Below are 15,926 nucleotides of genomic sequence, written 5' to 3'. Positions count from 1 at the left end.
GCCGGCCGCTGCACCAGCAGGGCGGGCAAGGTTTCAAAGAGCATTCGGAGCAAGTTATGGCAGGTCATTCCAAGTGGGCAAACATCAAGCACCGCAAAGAACGTCAGGATGCCAAAAGGGGCAAGATCTTCACCAAGTGGATCCGTGAACTGACCGTTGCGGCCCGTCAGGGTGGCGGTGATCCGGGTTCCAACCCGCGTTTGCGCCTGGCTCTGGACAAGGCGTTGAGCGCGAACATGAGTCGCGACATCATCGACCGCGCCGTCGCGCGCGGTGCCGGTGCCACCGAAGCGGACAACGTTGAAGAGCTGACCTACGAGGGTTACGGCCCTGGCGGCGTCGCGGTCATGGTCGAATGCATGACCGATAACCGCAACCGTACCGCCGCAGCCGTGCGTCATGCGTTCAGCAAGTGTGGCGGGAACCTCGGCACCGACGGTTCGGTGGCGTATCTGTTCGAGCGCAAGGGCCAGATCAGCTTCGCCCCGGGCGTCGATGAAGACGCACTGACCGAAGCGGCGCTGGAAGCGGATGCCGATGACGTGGTTACCCACGAAGACGGTTCGATCGACGTGTTTACCTCGTTCACCGGTTTCTATGCGGTACGCAACGCGCTGGAAGCGGCCGGGTTCAAGGGCGACGACGCGGAAATCGTCATGCAGCCAACCACCAGTGCCGAGCTGGATCTGGAAGGTGCGGAGAAGGTGCTCAAGCTGATCGACATGCTTGAGGACCTGGATGACGTGCAGAACGTCTACTCTAACGCGGACATCCCGGAAGACGTCGCCGCTCAGCTTGGCTGATAAGCGACTAGTCTTCCCTGTGGGAGCGAGCCTGCTCGCGAAAGCGGTGTGTCATTCAGCACCTGTATCTGCTGACATACCGCCTTCGCGAGCAGGCTCGCTCCCACATTTGCTATTGGCTGTCAGGTAAATCGTTTTATGAATCTGCAGGCGTTATGACTTTAATTCTTGGTATCGACCCCGGTTCGCGCATTACCGGTTACGGGATCGTTCGCGATACCGGGCGCGGCGGCTGCATCTATGTGGCTTCGGGCTGCATTCGCACCGGCTCCGGCGAACTGCATGAGCGTCTGCAAATCGTCTATCGCGGCGTGCGCGAAATAATCAAGACCTACGGCCCGGTGACCATGGGCATCGAAAAGGTGTTCATGGCGAAAAACGCCGACTCGGCGCTGAAGCTCGGTCAGGCGCGCGGCGCGGCCATCGTCGCCGGCGCCGAAGAGTGCCTGGAAATCGCCGAATACACCGCTACCCAAGTCAAACAGGCCGTGGTCGGCACGGGCGCGGCCAATAAAGAGCAGGTGCAGATGATGGTCATGCACATGCTCAAATTGACCAGCAAGCCGCAAATCGACGCCTCCGACGCCCTCGCTATCGCCATTTGCCATGCGCATACACGCTCGAGCCTTCTGCCGCACGGTCTGGGAACCGCACGCAGTCGTGGCGGGCGCCTGCGTCTCTGATAGCATCAGCATCAATTTTCCTGAAAGTGGCTCTCTGGTGCCTGTGTTGCCGGCGCGCAAGCCACCTTCAATCGTCGCCAGCCCACGGCTGGCCAGCGCTCAAGGATTCAAAACGTGATTGGACGCTTGCGCGGCACCTTGGCTGAGAAACAGCCGCCGCACCTGATTCTCGATGTGAATGGCCTCGGCTATGAGGTGGAAGTGCCGATGACCACCCTTTATCGGTTGCCGTCGGTCGGTGAACCGCTGACCCTGCACACCCATTTGGTCGTACGCGAGGATGCGCAATTGCTCTATGGCTTTGCCGGCAAGCGTGAGCGAGACTTTTTCCGCGAACTGATTCGTCTCAACGGCGTAGGCCCGAAACTGGCGCTGGCATTGATGTCGAGCCTGGAAGTCGATGAACTGGTGCGCTGCGTGCAGTCTCAGGATACTTCGGCGCTGACCAAGGTGCCGGGGTTGGCAAGAAGACCGCCGAGCGTCTGCTGGTCGAATTGAAAGACCGCTTCAAGGCTTGGGAAACGTCGCCGGCGATGTTCGCGCTGGTGCCGAATCAGCCCGATGGGCCGGCGCCGGTCAACAGCGCCGAGACTGATGCGGTCAGTGCGCTGATCTCGCTGGGGTACAAGCCGCAGGAAGCGAGCAAGGCGATTTCCGCGATCAAAGACAAGAATCTGAGCAGCGAAGATCTGATCCGCCGAGCTCTGAAGGGAATGATTTAAGTGATTGAAGCTGATCGTCTGATCGCCGCCGCGCACAGCCCGCGCGAGCGCGAAGAAGTCCAGGATCGGGCCATCCGCCCGGTCAGCCTGGCCGATTACATTGGCCAGCCGACCGTGCGCGAGCAGATGGAACTGTTTATCCAGGCTGCCCGGGGCCGTAGCGAATCCCTTGATCACACTTTGATCTTCGGCCCGCCGGGGCTGGGCAAGACCACGCTGGCCAACATCATTGCCCAGGAAATGGGCGTGTCGATCAAGAGCACCTCCGGACCAGTGCTGGAACGTCCGGGTGATCTGGCCGCGTTGCTGACCAATCTCGAGCCGCACGACGTGCTGTTCATCGACGAAATTCATCGTCTGTCGCCGATCGTTGAAGAAGTGCTGTATCCGGCGATGGAAGATTTCCAGCTCGACATCATGATCGGCGAAGGGCCGGCGGCGCGTTCGATCAAACTTGATCTGCCGCCGTTCACCCTGGTCGGCGCCACCACCCGCGCCGGCATGCTGACCAACCCGTTGCGTGATCGCTTCGGTATCGTCCAGCGCCTGGAGTTCTACAGCACGGCGGATCTGGCAACAATCGTCAGCCGTTCAGCGGCCATTCTGGGTCTGCCGCTGGACCCGGAAGGTTCGTTCGAGATCGCCCGTCGCGCCCGTGGCACCCCGCGAATTGCCAACCGTCTGCTGCGCCGAGTACGCGACTTCGCCGAGGTCCGCGCCAAGGGTCATATCACCAAAGCGGTGGCGGATCTGGCGCTGAACCTGCTGGATGTCGACGAACACGGTTTCGATCACCAGGATCGGCGCCTGCTGCTGACCATGATCGAGAAGTTCGACGGCGGTCCGGTGGGGATCGACAGTCTGGCGGCGGCGATCAGTGAAGAGCGCCACACCATTGAAGACGTGCTCGAGCCTTATCTGATCCAGCAGGGCTATATCATGCGCACGCCACGAGGCAGGGTGGTGACGCGCCATGCCTATCTGCATTTCGGTTTGAATGTTCCGTCACGCATGGGCGAGATGCCCGTGGCAGACGAGTTTCTCGACGCCGTCGACGATTGATACACATTTGCTGGTGATTTATTCAGGGTTTGTACTGTCAGACGACGGTACTTTTGCGTTAAAGCTTTGAAACCACGAAAAACAGTTGTCTGGCCGGATTGGCAACCTGAGGAGTAAGCACTAGAGTATGCGCGCGCAAAACGGGCTTGAGCCGTTCGCACATCGTTGTCGCGTTTATTACGAGGACACCGATGCGGGCGGCATCGTGTATTACGTTAATTACCTCAAGTTTATGGAACGGGCTCGAACCGAACGGCTACGGGAACTGGGCTTTGCCCAATCGCAGCTGGCCGCAGAGGACCTGTTGTTCGTCGTGCATTCCAGCGAAGCGCGCTACCACGCGCCGGCGCGACTGGACGACGAACTGCTGGTAAGCGCTGATGTAACCGAATTGAACCGTGCCAGCCTGCGCTTCAAACAGCAGGTCAGGCGGGCCACGGATAATGTGCTGCTCTGCGAAGGGCAGTTTTTGGTGGCCTGCGTGCGCACCGACAGTTTGAAACCCCGGGCCCTTCCCGAAGACCTGCGTGCGGCCTTCGCCGACGCGGTCGGTCCGGGTACACACTCAAAGCAGGAGATAAAGCGTGGAAGCTAACGTCGTCGACCATTCCTCCATGTGGAGCCTGGTCAGCAATGCCAGCATCGTGGTGCAGTTGGTAATGTTGACCCTGGTGGCCGCATCGGTGACCTCATGGATCATGATCTTTCAGCGCAGCAATTTGCTGCGTGCCGGTCGACGCGCCCTGGAGAGCTTCGAGGAGCGCTTCTGGTCGGGTATCGACCTGTCCAAACTGTACCGTCAGGCCGGCAGCAACCCTGATCCGGATTCGGGCGTGGAGCAGATCTTCCGTGCGGGTTTCAAGGAATTCTCCCGTCTGCGTCAGCAGCCAGGCGTCGATCCTGAAGCGGTGATGGAAGGTGTCGCTCGTGCCATGCGCGTCGCCATCTCCCGCGAAGAAGAGAAACTCGAGCAGAGCCTGCCGTTCCTCGCCACTGTTGGTTCGGTCAGTCCGTACATCGGCCTGTTCGGTACCGTGTGGGGGATCATGAACTCTTTCCGCGGTCTGGCCAGTGCTCAGCAGGCGACCCTCGCCACCGTAGCTCCGGGTATCGCCGAAGCGCTGATCGCCACGGCGATCGGCCTGTTCGCTGCGATCCCAGCGGTCATCGCTTACAACCGTTTTGCTGCGCGCAGCGAAACCTTGCTTGGCCGCTATTACACCTTCGCCGATGAATTCCAGGCGATCCTGCACCGCAAAGTGCACACCAGCGAAGAATAAGCAGGTATTTCCCGATGGCTTTAATCGCTCGAGCTCGCAAAAAGCGCAAGCCGGTCGCCGAGATGAACGTGGTGCCCTACATCGACGTGATGTTGGTGCTGCTGGTCATCTTCATGGTGACCGCGCCGATGCTCAATCAGGGCGTGAAAGTTGATCTGCCCAAGGTTTCCAGCGAAGCCTTGCCGCAGGACAACAACACCCAGGTCCTGACCATTTCGATCAAGGCTGACAAGACCTACTACTGGAACCTTGGCAGCGAAGTCGACACCGAGAAGCAACAGGACAGGGCCATGACCCTGCCGCAAATGACTGACGCGGTGACCAAGATCATTCGCGCTGGCACCGAGGGCGGCAAACGCACCCAGGTATTCATTCGCGGCGACAAGACTGTCGACTACGGCGCCGTCATGGGCGCCATGGGCGGGTTGCAGAAAGCCGGGGTCGGTAACGTTGGTCTGATTACCGAGGCCCCTGATGCAGCAACAGCGAGAGCCGTCCGCCTCGGAAAGCTACTTCTGGCCTAGTGTTCTGGCAATCGTCCTGCACGTGCTGGTGTTCGGGATGCTGTTCGTCAGTTTTGCCTTCACGCCCGAACTGCCGCCGGCCAAGCCGATCGTTCAGGCGACTCTGTACCAGCTGAAATCGAAAAGTCAGGCGACCACCCAGACCAATCAGAAGATTGCGGGTGAGGCGAAGAAATCCGCCGCGCGCCAGACCGAAGTCGAACAGATGGAACAGAAAAAGATCGAGCAGGAAGCGGTGAAGGCGGCGGAACAAAAGAAAGAGGAAGCGGCTCAAAAGGCCGAGGAAGCCAAGAAGGCCGACGAGGCGAAGAAAGCGGACGAAGCGAAAAAGGCTGATGAAGCCAAGAAAGCCGACGACGCGAAGAAAGCCGAAGCGAAAAAGGCCGAAGAGAAACAATTGGCTGATATAGCCAAGAAGAAGGCCGAAGACGAAGCGAAGAAGGCTGCTGAGGAAGAGGCGAAGAAAGCCGCTGCCGAAGAAGCCAAGAAGAAGATCGTCGAAGACGCGAAGAAGAAAGCCGCCGAAGACGCCAAGAAGAAAGCTGAAGCTGAAGAGGCGAAGAAGAAAGTCGCCGAAGACGCGAAGAAGAAAGCTGCTGCCGATGCTGCGAAGAAGAAAGCGCAGGAAGCGGCACGCAAATCCGCCGAAGACAAAAAGGCCCAGGCCCTGGCAGATCTGCTTTCCGACACGCCGCAGCGTCAGCAGGCCCTGGCCGATGAGCAGGGTGACGAGGTTGCCGGCAGTTTCGATGACCTGATTCGCGCTCGCGCAGCAGAAGGCTGGGCTCGTCCTCCTTCGGCGCGCAAAGGCATGACGGTCGTGCTGCAAATCGGCATGTTGCCGGACGGCACGGTGACTTCGGTCAGCGTGGCCAAGTCCAGCGGTGACGGTCCGTTCGATGCTTCGGCAGTCGCGGCAGTGAAGAATATTGGACGTTTGACAGAAATGCAGGGAATGAAGCCGAGCGATTTCGCTCCGTATCGTTCATTCAAGATGACATTCACACCTGAGGATCTAGCCTTGTGAGAAACCTTCTTCGAGGAATGCTGGTCGTGATCTGCTGCATGGCAGGGATCGCGGCGGCAGATGAAAAGAACATTCTGGTCACCAGCGGCAGCGATCGGGCTACTCCGATCGCCGTCGTACCGTTCGGCATGCAGGGCGGCGCCGTGCTGCCGGATGACATGGCTGAAATCATTGGCAACGATTTGCGCAACTCGGGCTATTACTCGCCGATTCCGAAAGCCAACATGATCAGCCAGCCAAGCCAGCCGAGCGAAATCATTTTCCGTGACTGGAAGGCGGTGGGTGCTCAGTACATGATGGTCGGCAGCATCGCTCCAGCGGGCGGTCGCCTGCAGGTGCAGTGGGCACTGTTCAACGTCGCCACCGAACAGAAAGTGGCTGACGGCAGTGTGTCCGGTACGACCGACCAGATCCGTGACATGGCGCACTTCATCTCCGATCAGTCGTTCCAGAAACTGACCGGCATTGAAGGTGCCTTCTCGACTCGCCTGCTGTATGTGACGGCTGAGCGTTTCTCCGAGAAGAATACGCGCTACACCCTGCAACGCTCCGACTACGACGGCGCGCGCGCAGTGACTCTGCTGCAATCGCGCGAGCCGATCCTGTCGCCGCGTTTTGCACCGGACGGCAAGCGTATCGCCTACGTGTCGTTCGAGCAGAAGCGTCCGCGTATCTTCATGCAGAACATCGACACCGGTCGCCGTGAGCAGATCACCAACTTCGAAGGCCTCAACGGCGCGCCAGCCTGGTCGCCGGACGGCAATCGCCTGGCGTTCGTGCTGTCGAAAGACGGTAACCCGGACATCTACGTGATGAACCTCGGTTCGCGTCAGATCAGCCGCGTAACCAACGGCCAGGGCATCAATACCGAACCGTTCTGGGGCAAGGATGGCTCGACCATCTATTTCACCTCGGACCGTGGCGGCAAGCCGCAAATCTATAAAACCAGCGTCGGTGGCGGTGGTGCCGAGCGTGTGACGTTCGTGGGCAACTACAACGCCAACCCGAAACTTTCGGCTGATGAAAAGACTTTGGTGATGATTCATCGTCAGGATGGCTTCACCAATTTCAAGGTGGCAGCTCAGGATCTGCAGCGGGGTAGTGTAAAGATCCTCACTGATAGCACTCTGGACGAGTCACCTACTGTTGCGCCCAACGGCACCATGGTAATCTACGCCACCCGCCAACAGGGCCGGGAGTCTTGATGCTCGTGTCCATTAATGGGCGCGTGAGGCTCCCGCTTCCTACCGCTCAAGGCGAAGTCAGAGAACCGTCCTGGTCCCCTTACCTGAAGTGAGCGGGCGCTACACGTTTTACTTAACACACTGGGGTTCATTAGGAGTTTCACGATGGAAATGCTGAAGTTTGGTAAATTTGCTGCGCTGGCTCTGGCCATGGCTGTAGCTGTAGGTTGCTCGTCCAAAGGCGGCGACAACGCCGGTGAAGGCGCTGTTGATCCAAACGCTGGTTACGGCGCAAACACTGGTGCCGTTGACGGCTCCCTGAGCGAAGAAGCTGCTCTGCGCGCAATCACCACCTTCTACTTCGAATACGACAGCTCGGACCTGAAGCCAGAAGCCATGCGCGCTCTGGACGTTCACGCCAAAGACCTGAAAGCAAACGGCGCTCGCGTTGTTCTGGAAGGCAACACCGACGAACGTGGTACTCGTGAGTACAACATGGCACTGGGCGAGCGTCGTGCGAAAGCCGTTCAGCGCTACCTGGTACTGCAAGGTGTTTCCCCAGCTCAGCTGGAACTGGTTTCCTACGGCGAAGAGCGTCCAGTTGCTACCGGCAACGACGAGCAGTCCTGGGCCCAGAACCGTCGCGTCGAACTGCGTAAGTAATTCGATATGCGAACGTGCCGTCGTGCTGTAACTGTTCTGGCTCTCAGCCTCGCGCCGCTTGCGGCGTGGGCTGCGGTTCCTGTGGTCGATGACAACTCCGGTTATAACAATAGCGGGAGCAGTTATCCGCCTGCGGGTTACGGTACGAACGGCGCCTATGCCGGGGAGCGGCTTCGGCCCCTGCCTCGGCACAAGGCATGCTGTTCAACCAATTGCAACAGATGCAGGATCAGATCTCGCGCCAGCAAGGCGTGATCGAAGAACTGCAGAATCAGGTTGCGCGCATGAAGCAGGAATCCCTGGAGCGATACCAGGATCTTGATCGGCGCATAGGATCCGGCGTTGCACCAGCCGCGACTCCCGAGAATTCTTCTGCCGGTAGCGACGCAAGTGCTGCTGCCGGTGCTGCCGCAGGCGCGGGTGCTGCTACGGCCGCCCAAGCCCCTGCTGCGGGTAGCGAACCGGCTGATCCGGCCAAGGAAAAGCTGTATTACGATGCCGCTTTCGACCTGATCAAAGCCAAGGATTTCGACAAGGCCAGCCAGGCCTTCGCCGCTTTCCTGCGTAAATACCCGAACAGCCAGTACGCGGGCAACGCTCAGTACTGGTTGGGCGAAGTGAACCTGGCCAAGGGTGATCTGCAAGGTGCGGGTCAGGCCTTCGCGAAGGTTTCGCAGCTGTATCCCAAGCACAACAAGGTGCCGGACTCGCTGTACAAACTGGCTGACGTAGAACGCCGCCTCGGTCACACCGACAAGGTCAAAGGCATTCTGCAGCAGGTGGTGTCCCAATATCCGGGCACGTCTGCTGCGCAGTTGGCCCAGCGTGATCTACAGCGCATGTAAGCCGGTTCATCCGTGTTTTGAAGAAACCCGCGCTTGTCGCGGGTTTTTTCGTTAGAATTCACGCCCTTTTTCTGAAACACGCTTCTTGCGGTCTACGCGTTGGCGGGATTGCCTGAAGTGCCTGACGGAGGCGGACAGCCTGTTTAGCTGTTACGCCCGTGGCGACTATGCAAGACACATTGAGAATCACCGAAGTTTTCTACTCGTTGCAGGGTGAAACTCGGACTGCCGGGCTGCCCACGGTTTTCGTGCGCCTGACCGGTTGCCCGTTGCGTTGCCAGTACTGCGACAGCGCTTATGCGTTCAGTGGCGGCACCGTCCGCACCCTCGACGATATCCTTGAGCAAGTGGCTGGATATCGTCCGCGCTACGTTTGTGTCACCGGCGGTGAGCCATTGGCTCAGCCAAACGCCATTCCTTTGCTTGAGCGGTTGTGTGATGCCGGCTACGAGGTGTCGCTGGAAACCAGCGGCGCCCTTGACGTTTCGGCTGTCGATCCGCGTGTCAGTCGCGTCGTCGATCTGAAAACGCCGGGCTCGAAAGAAGCCCACCGCAACCGTTACGAGAACATCGAACTGCTGACCCGCCACGATCAGGTGAAGTTTGTCATCTGCTCGCGGGAAGACTATGACTGGGCGGTTTCCAAACTGATCCAGTACGGTCTCGATCAGCGCGCCGGCGAAGTGCTGTTTTCGCCAAGTCACCACGATCTCAATGCCCGCGAGTTGGCAGATTGGGTGGTGGCGGACAATCTGCCGGTACGCCTGCAATTGCAGCTGCATAAATATCTTTGGAACGACGAGCCGGGGCGCTGAGATGACTGAACAACTGAACACTACCGAAAAACGTGCAGTCATCCTGCTGTCCGGCGGCCTCGACTCGGCCACCGTGGTGGCGATGGCTCGCGCCGAAGGCTATGCCTGCTACACCATGAGTTTCGATTACGGCCAGCGCTCGCATGCCGAGTTGCACGCTGCCGCCCGCGTGGCTCGCGATCTGGGTGTGGTCGAGCACAAGGTTATCGGGCTGAACCTCAATGGCATGGGCGGCTCGGCGCTGACCGACACCAGCATCGACATCCCGGAAGAGCTCGGTGAAGGCATTCCGGTGACTTACGTACCGGCGCGCAACACCGTGTTCCTGTCGCTGGCATTGGGTTGGGCCGAAGTGCTCGGCGCCCGCGACATCTTCATCGGCGTCAACGCGGTGGATTATTCCGGCTACCCGGACTGCCGTCCCGAGTTCATCGAATCGTTCGAGCGCATGGCCAACCTGGCCACCAAAGCGGGCGTGGAAGGCAATGGCTTCCGCATTCAGGCGCCACTGCAAAACCTCAGCAAGGCGCAGATCGTCCAGGCTGGGGTGAAGCTCGGCGTGGATTATGGCCTGACCGTTTCCTGCTATCAGGCCGATGATGACGGCCGCGCCTGCGGCAAGTGCGACAGCTGCCGCCTGCGTGCAGAAGGCTTCGCGGCAGCTGGTGTGGACGATCCAACCCCTTATTTTTGATTTTTTCAAAAAAGGTGTTGAATAGTCCTTAAAAATCAGTATTATACGCGCCACCACACAGCGGGTCGTTAGCTCAGTTGGTAGAGCAGTTGGCTTTTAACCAATTGGTCGTAGGTTCGAATCCCACACGACCCACCATATTTGGCGGTTTAGAAAATCCGGAAGGCCCACGAAAGTGAGGATTTCCGGGTTTTTTTGCCTGCCATTCGGCGTTCGATGTTTCAGCGCAGCCCGACCTGACACAGGTCAGATTCATCTTTTGTATCAACGGGATATTCTGTAGCCTTGCGCAGCTTCAACGCTGTCCCGTGCCTGATGATACTCACTCTCCCGGCGGTACCCTCTAGCGGTCCGGAGCCGGGTGTATACTCGACTTTCGCGCGAATGCGCCTGCAGGTCTTGCGAACATGACGCAGATTTCCGAACGCCTTCTGGTTCAAGCCCACCTCGACGCCAAGCAGCCTAAACCGCTGACGGCAGAGGAGGAGGCTTATTACCGTTCCGCCATCGCTGCCGAGCTCAAGGCTCAGGACGCGGTGCTCGTGGCTCACTTCTATTGCGATCCGGTGATTCAGGCCCTGGCCGAAGAGACCGGCGGCTGTGTTTCCGACTCCCTGGAAATGGCCCGCTTCGGCAATGCTCACCCGGCCAAGACCGTGGTGGTCGCCGGCGTGAAATTCATGGGCGAGACGGCAAAAATTCTCAACCCGGAAAAACGCGTGCTGATGCCAACCCTGGAGGCGACCTGCTCGCTGGACCTGGGTTGCCCCTTCGACGAGTTCTCGGCGTTCTGCGATCAGCATCCGGAACGCACCGTGGTGGTTTACGCCAACACCTCCGCCGCCGTTAAGGCTCGGGCTGACTGGGTGGTGACATCGAGCTGTGCACTGGAAATTGTCGAAAGCCTGATGGATAACGGCGAGACGATCATCTGGGGTCCGGACAAGCACCTGGGCACTTACATTCAGCGCAAGACCGGTGCCGACATGCTGCTTTGGGACGGTGCCTGCATCGTCCATGAAGAGTTCAAGTCCAAGCAGCTCGAGGACATGAAGGCGCTGTACCCGGACGCAGCGATTCTGGTGCATCCCGAGTCGCCGACTTCGGTGATCGAGCTGGCGGACGCGGTCGGTTCCACCAGCCAGTTGATCGCCGCCGCGCAAAGCCTGCCGAACAAGACCCTGATCGTCGCCACCGACCGTGGCATCTTCTACAAGATGCAGCAGCTGTGCCCGGACAAGGTCTTCATCGAAGCGCCTACTGCCGGTAACGGCGCGGCTTGCCGCAGTTGCGCGCATTGCCCGTGGATGGCCATGAACACCCTTGAGCGCACCCTCAAGAGCTTGAAGGAAGGCACCAACGAGATCTTTGTCGATCCGGCGCTGATTCCCCAGGCGATTCGCCCGCTGAAGCGCATGCTGGACTTCACCCAGGCTGCGCGGATGAAGTTGGCCGGTAACGCCTGAGTACCCCCTTGTAGAAGTGAGCCCTGTGGTGAGGGGATTTATCCCCATTGGGTGGCGAAGCCGCCCTAAATCAAACACCGCGGCATATCAGGGATACCGCGTGTCCTTCTTTACGACTGCTACGCAGCCGGACGGGGATAAATCCCCTCACCACAGGCCGGCTCTTGAGTATGGAAATTATTTGCTCTTCTTCGGGATCCGCACCACGCGGGTATCCGAGTAAATGTCATGCCAGGTGCGTTTCTGCTTGTCGAACAGCGACCAGAAGAACCCCAGCCCGATACACAACCACGACGCGATCGACACCATAAAGCGCAGCAGCGCCTGCCACAGGCTGATGGCCGTGCCGTCGTTGTTCTGCACGCGAATGCCCCACACCTGCATACCGAGCGTCTGCCCGCCGTGGGTCCAGAACTTGGCGAAGAAGCCGAACAGCACCAGCAGCAGCACCGTGGAATAGAGCGGATCGCCATCGAGCTGGCCGGCATCGGTCATCGCCCGCAGGCGTTCTTCGCCGACAATGGCGGCCTGGATCAGCTTGTAGATGAATCCGGTGACGATCAGCAGGGCGGTGCACAGCAGGAAGTCGTAGAACATCGCCGCCAGACGACGACCGAGAGCAACGGGAGGAAAGTCCCCTTGCGGCGTGAGCAGGTGTTTCGACATGACAGCCTCAAGGCGTGAATGGAAGCGCCAGTTTACGGATTAGCGCGCACAAAAAAGCCCCTGATATCAATATCAGGGGCTTTTTCGTATCAGCAGATCAGGCTTCTGCTTGTACTTCGTCAGCCTGCATGCCTTTCTGGCCTTGCACAGCAACGAAAGTCACTTTCTGGCCTTCTTTCAGACTTTTGAAGCCGTTGCCCTGAATGGCGCGGAAATGTACGAACAGATCCGGACCGCTTTCTGGAGTGATAAAACCAAAACCTTTCTCGTCGTTAAACCACTTGACGGTACCGCTCTGACGTGTGGACATTTCTTATTTCCTTTGACGCATAAAATTGATGACAGCCCCTTTCACATGAAAGAGTACTGGAGCTGGTTGCAAGGAGTAAGAAGACGTCGAGCGGGATGTAGCTAACTTGTAGGCTACTGCCCAGGTCACGATTCCAAGCTGACCCATGCAAACACAGTGGACAAACTCTACGCCAACTACGGGAGAAAAAACAAGCCCTGCGAAGGCCCCGGTTTTACTGCCCTTCATGGCAGTTCGTCAGTTAACTAGTTGTGTCTTAGACGATTGTCCGGCTCTATTTTCAGCAAACGTTATAAGCACCGTTCATATTCGAAACGAATGTTAAAAAACGCACTGTTTTATGGCGATTGCGTTACACATTAGTGCACGTATAACGCAATCGCGTTACTTATAGAAACAGTCGATCAGCCGCGATAGTAGCGTTGTGGAACAAATGGCATTTTGCTTACAAGCATTTGCACCTTTTTCCCACGGACGATGGCCCACACCGGAGTGTCGAGAGCAACGTAGGCGCTGTCGAGGTAACCCATCGCCAATGGTCCTCCCAAGGTCGGACCGAAGCCACCGCTGCAGACGCTACCGATGATCTCGCCGGTCTCGTTGACGATTTCTGCGCCTTCACGCACGGGGGTGCGTTCCTGGGGCAGCAGGCCGACGCGTTTGCGTGCGACACCATTTTGTTGCTGCGCGAAGATCGGCTCTGCGCCCGGGAAACCGCCGGCCCGCGCGCCGTCAGCGCGGCGTGGCTTGGAGATCGCCCAGAGCAGGCTGGCTTCAATTGGTGTGGTCTCGGTGTTCATGTCATGGCCGTACAGGCACAGGCCGGCTTCCAGACGCAGCGAATCACGGGCGCCGAGGCCAATGGCCTGGACCTCTGGTTCGGCGAGCAGGGCGCGGGCGAGTTTTTCCGCTTCGGCGGCCGGGACGGAGATTTCGAAACCGTCTTCACCGGTGTAGCCCGAACGGCTGACAAAGCAGTCCACGCCCAGCAACGACACACGGTTGAACTGCATGAAAGTCATCTTCGCCACGTCCGGCGCAAGACGCGCCAGCACCGTGACGGCTGCCGGACCTTGCAGGGCGAGCAGGGCGCGCTCTTCGAACAGCGCCGTAATGGTGCACTGATCGCCGATGTGTTTTTGCAGATGCGCGAGATCCTGATCCTTGCACGCGGCGTTGACCACCAGGAACAGCTCGTCATTGCCCAGATTGGCGACCATCAGGTCATCGAGGATGCCGCCGCTTTCGTTGGTGAACATCGCATAACGCTGCATGCCCACCGGCAGGTCGATGATGTCCACCGGCACCAGGGTTTCCAGGGCTTGGGCTGCATTGGCACCGGTCAGGCGAATCTGGCCCATGTGCGAAACGTCGAACAACCCGGCCTGTTCGCGGGTGTGCTGGTGTTCTTTCATCACGCCCAGCGGGTATTGCACGGGCATGTCGTAGCCGGCGAACGGCACCATGCGTGCGCCGAGTTCGAGGTGCAGTGCGTGCAGCGGGGTTTTCGAGAGTTGTTCGGTGGACATGCGTGGCTCCTTTGAATGTGGGTTGCGGGTGAGAGGCAAGATCAAGAGTTCCTCACCCCAGCCCTCTCCCGGAGGGAGAGGGGCTAATTAGCATTCGATAATGTTGACTGCCAAACCGCCGCGAGCGGTTTCCTTGTATTTGCTTTTCATGTCGGCGCCGGTCTGGCGCATGGTGCGGATGACTTTGTCGAGGGAGACGAAATGCTGACCGTCGCCACGCATGGCCATGCGCACCGCGTTGATGGCTTTCACCGAGCCCATCGCGTTGCGCTCGATGCACGGCACCTGCACCAGGCCGCCAATCGGGTCGCAGGTCAGGCCGAGGTTATGTTCCATGCCGATTTCCGCAGCGTTTTCGACTTGCTGCACGCTGCCGCCAAGCACTTCGCACAAGGCGCCGGCGGCCATCGAACAGGCCACGCCGACTTCACCCTGACAGCCGACTTCGGCGCCGGAGATCGAAGCGTTTTCCTTGTAGAGAATGCCGATTGCGGCAGCGGTCAGCAGAAAGCGCACGACGCCGTCGTCATTCGCCCCGGGGATAAAACGCATGTAGTAATGCAGCACCGCCGGAATGATGCCCGCCGCGCCATTGGTGGGCGCAGTAACCACGCGCCCGCCGTTGGCGTTTTCTTCGTTGACCGCCAGTGCATAAAGGTTGACCCAGTCGAGCACCGACAGCGGATCGCGCAGCGCCGATTCCGGGTTCTTGCACAATTGCCGATGCAGCGCCGCCGCCCGGCGTTTGACCTTCAAACCGCCCGGCAAAATGCCTTCGTTGCGGCAGCCGGCAGCGACGCAATCCTGCATCACTTGCCAGATGTTCAGCAGGCCGGCACGGGTCTCGGCTTCCGGACGCCAGGCGCTTTCGTTGGTCAGCATCACTTGGCTGATCGACAGCCCATAGGTGGCGCAATGACCGAGCAAATCCTTGGCACTTTTGAACGGGAAGGTCAGTGGCGTGGCGTCTTCGACGATGCGATCGGCGCCGGCGGCATCTTCATCGACAACGAAACCACCGCCGACCGAGTAGTACTCGCGGCTGCGGATCTGAATTCCCGCTGCGTCGAAGGCGCGAAAGATCATGCCGTTGGGGTGATAGGCCAACGGTTTGCGGATCATCGCCAGGTGTTCTTTTTCGTTGAACGCGATGCTGTGTTCACCGAGCAGATTCAGTCGGCCATTGCCGCGAATCTCATGCAGCCGCGCGGCAACGGTTTCGGTGTCGACGGTATCTGGATGTTCGCCTTCGAGGCCGAGCAGCACGGCTTTGTCGCTGCCGTGGCCTTTGCCTGTCGCGCCGAGCGAACCGTACAGCTCAACGCGCACGCTGGCGGTGCTGGTTAAAAGGTTTTCGCGGCGTAAACCCTCGGCAAAGCGCGCAGCCGCACGCATCGGGCCGACGGTGTGGGAACTGGAGGGACCGATGCCAATCTTGAACAGGTCGAACACGCTTAACGACATGAGTGGTTCTCCGGTTTCTTGTTATAGGGATTGGCGAAGCGTAAAGCTTGATGCGTTCCATGTGGAGCTGGCTTGCCAGCGATGGCGGAGTGTCAGGCAACAGATATGCAGACTGATCCACCCTCATCGCTGGCAAGCCAGCTCCCACAGGGATTTGTGGCGTTCTGGAGACAGGGACAGGTGACCCGC

15 protein-coding genes, 1 tRNA gene and 3 pseudogenes are annotated in these 15,926 nt (G+C 59.1%); 15 read left to right on the top strand and 4 right to left on the bottom strand.

Annotated features, from left to right (window positions below):
* Positions 1–56 precede the first annotated feature (56 nt).
* From LJU32_25610 to nadA, 15 genes and pseudogenes are all read left to right on the top strand, one after another.
* Positions 57–803 carry a YebC/PmpR family DNA-binding transcriptional regulator gene (locus LJU32_25610; GenBank protein WKV88686.1) on the top strand — a complete coding sequence of 249 codons (747 nt, stop codon included), beginning with the start codon at positions 57–59 and terminating at the stop codon, positions 801–803.
* A gap of 155 nt (positions 804–958) precedes the next feature.
* Positions 959–1,486: a crossover junction endodeoxyribonuclease RuvC gene (gene ruvC, locus LJU32_25605; protein WKV88685.1), complete on the top strand. Its 528-nt coding sequence runs from the start codon at positions 959–961 to the stop codon at positions 1,484–1,486.
* 114 nt (positions 1,487–1,600) lie between these two features.
* A pseudogene (gene ruvA, locus LJU32_25600) lies at positions 1,601–2,208 on the top strand (Holliday junction branch migration protein RuvA).
* A complete protein-coding gene (gene ruvB, locus LJU32_25595; GenBank protein ID WKV88684.1) occupies positions 2,209–3,270 on the top strand; it encodes a Holliday junction branch migration DNA helicase RuvB in 1,062 nt (353 codons plus the stop codon). It begins immediately after the preceding pseudogene.
* A 127-nt stretch (positions 3,271–3,397) separates the two neighbouring features.
* Positions 3,398–3,865, top strand: coding sequence for a tol-pal system-associated acyl-CoA thioesterase (gene ybgC, locus LJU32_25590; protein ID WKV88683.1), 468 nt, complete (start codon positions 3,398–3,400; stop codon positions 3,863–3,865).
* A complete protein-coding gene (gene tolQ / locus LJU32_25585; protein WKV88682.1) occupies positions 3,855–4,550 on the top strand; it encodes a protein TolQ in 696 nt (231 codons plus the stop codon). The genes ybgC and tolQ overlap by 11 nt, the downstream gene beginning before the upstream one ends.
* Positions 4,551–4,573: 23 nt before the next feature.
* A complete protein-coding gene (tolR, locus tag LJU32_25580; protein ID WKV91200.1) occupies positions 4,574–5,074 on the top strand; it encodes a protein TolR in 501 nt (166 codons plus the stop codon).
* Positions 5,025–6,101: a cell envelope integrity protein TolA gene (gene tolA, locus LJU32_25575; GenBank protein WKV88681.1), complete on the top strand. Its 1,077-nt coding sequence runs from the start codon at positions 5,025–5,027 to the stop codon at positions 6,099–6,101. Before tolR ends, tolA begins: the two co-directional genes overlap by 50 nt.
* Before the next feature lie 17 nt (positions 6,102–6,118).
* Positions 6,119–7,398: pseudogene (gene tolB, locus LJU32_25570) on the top strand (Tol-Pal system beta propeller repeat protein TolB).
* 52 nt (positions 7,399–7,450) lie between these two features.
* On the top strand, positions 7,451–7,948 hold the full coding sequence (gene pal / locus LJU32_25565) for a peptidoglycan-associated lipoprotein Pal (protein WKV88680.1): 498 nt from the start codon (positions 7,451–7,453) through the stop codon (positions 7,946–7,948).
* Positions 7,949–7,954: 6 nt separating this feature from the next.
* Positions 7,955–8,793 (top strand): annotated as a pseudogene (gene ybgF / locus LJU32_25560) (tol-pal system protein YbgF).
* 167 nt (positions 8,794–8,960) lie between these two features.
* Positions 8,961–9,608 (top strand): 7-carboxy-7-deazaguanine synthase QueE, encoded by a 648-nt coding sequence (gene queE, locus LJU32_25555; protein WKV88679.1) that lies wholly within the window; start codon positions 8,961–8,963, stop codon positions 9,606–9,608.
* Between the two features lies 1 nt (position 9,609).
* Positions 9,610–10,302, top strand: coding sequence for a 7-cyano-7-deazaguanine synthase QueC (gene queC / locus LJU32_25550; GenBank protein WKV88678.1), 693 nt, complete (start codon positions 9,610–9,612; stop codon positions 10,300–10,302).
* 62 nt (positions 10,303–10,364) lie between these two features.
* Positions 10,365–10,440: transfer RNA gene (locus tag LJU32_25545), tRNA-Lys, on the top strand.
* A 269-nt stretch (positions 10,441–10,709) separates the two neighbouring features.
* Positions 10,710–11,768, top strand: coding sequence for a quinolinate synthase NadA (nadA, locus tag LJU32_25540; protein WKV88677.1), 1,059 nt, complete (start codon positions 10,710–10,712; stop codon positions 11,766–11,768).
* A gap of 177 nt (positions 11,769–11,945) precedes the next feature.
* Here the strand turns inward: nadA and LJU32_25535 are convergent, their stop codons facing one another.
* The 4 genes from LJU32_25535 to LJU32_25520 all read right to left on the bottom strand — a co-directional run bounded on the left by LJU32_25535 (position 11,946) and on the right by LJU32_25520 (position 15,737).
* On the bottom strand, positions 11,946–12,434 hold the full coding sequence (locus LJU32_25535) for an RDD family protein (protein WKV88676.1): 489 nt from the start codon (positions 12,432–12,434) through the stop codon (positions 11,946–11,948).
* 97 nt (positions 12,435–12,531) lie between these two features.
* Entirely contained in the window at positions 12,532–12,744 is a 213-nt protein-coding gene (locus LJU32_25530) for a cold-shock protein (protein WKV88675.1), read from the bottom strand.
* Positions 12,745–13,148: 404 nt separating this feature from the next.
* Positions 13,149–14,273, bottom strand: a complete 1,125-nt coding sequence (gcvT, locus tag LJU32_25525) for a glycine cleavage system aminomethyltransferase GcvT (protein WKV88674.1) — start codon at positions 14,271–14,273, stop codon at positions 13,149–13,151.
* 87 nt (positions 14,274–14,360) lie between these two features.
* A complete protein-coding gene (locus LJU32_25520) occupies positions 14,361–15,737 on the bottom strand; it encodes an L-serine ammonia-lyase (protein WKV88673.1) in 1,377 nt (458 codons plus the stop codon).
* Between the last annotated feature and the right edge of the window lie 189 nt (positions 15,738–15,926).

This window comes from Pseudomonas sp. B21_DOA, from assembly GCA_030544685.1.
GTDB classification, from domain to species: domain Bacteria; phylum Pseudomonadota; class Gammaproteobacteria; order Pseudomonadales; family Pseudomonadaceae; genus Aquipseudomonas; species Aquipseudomonas fluorescens_AO.
This window is presented reverse-complemented; position numbering and strand designations above follow the sequence as displayed.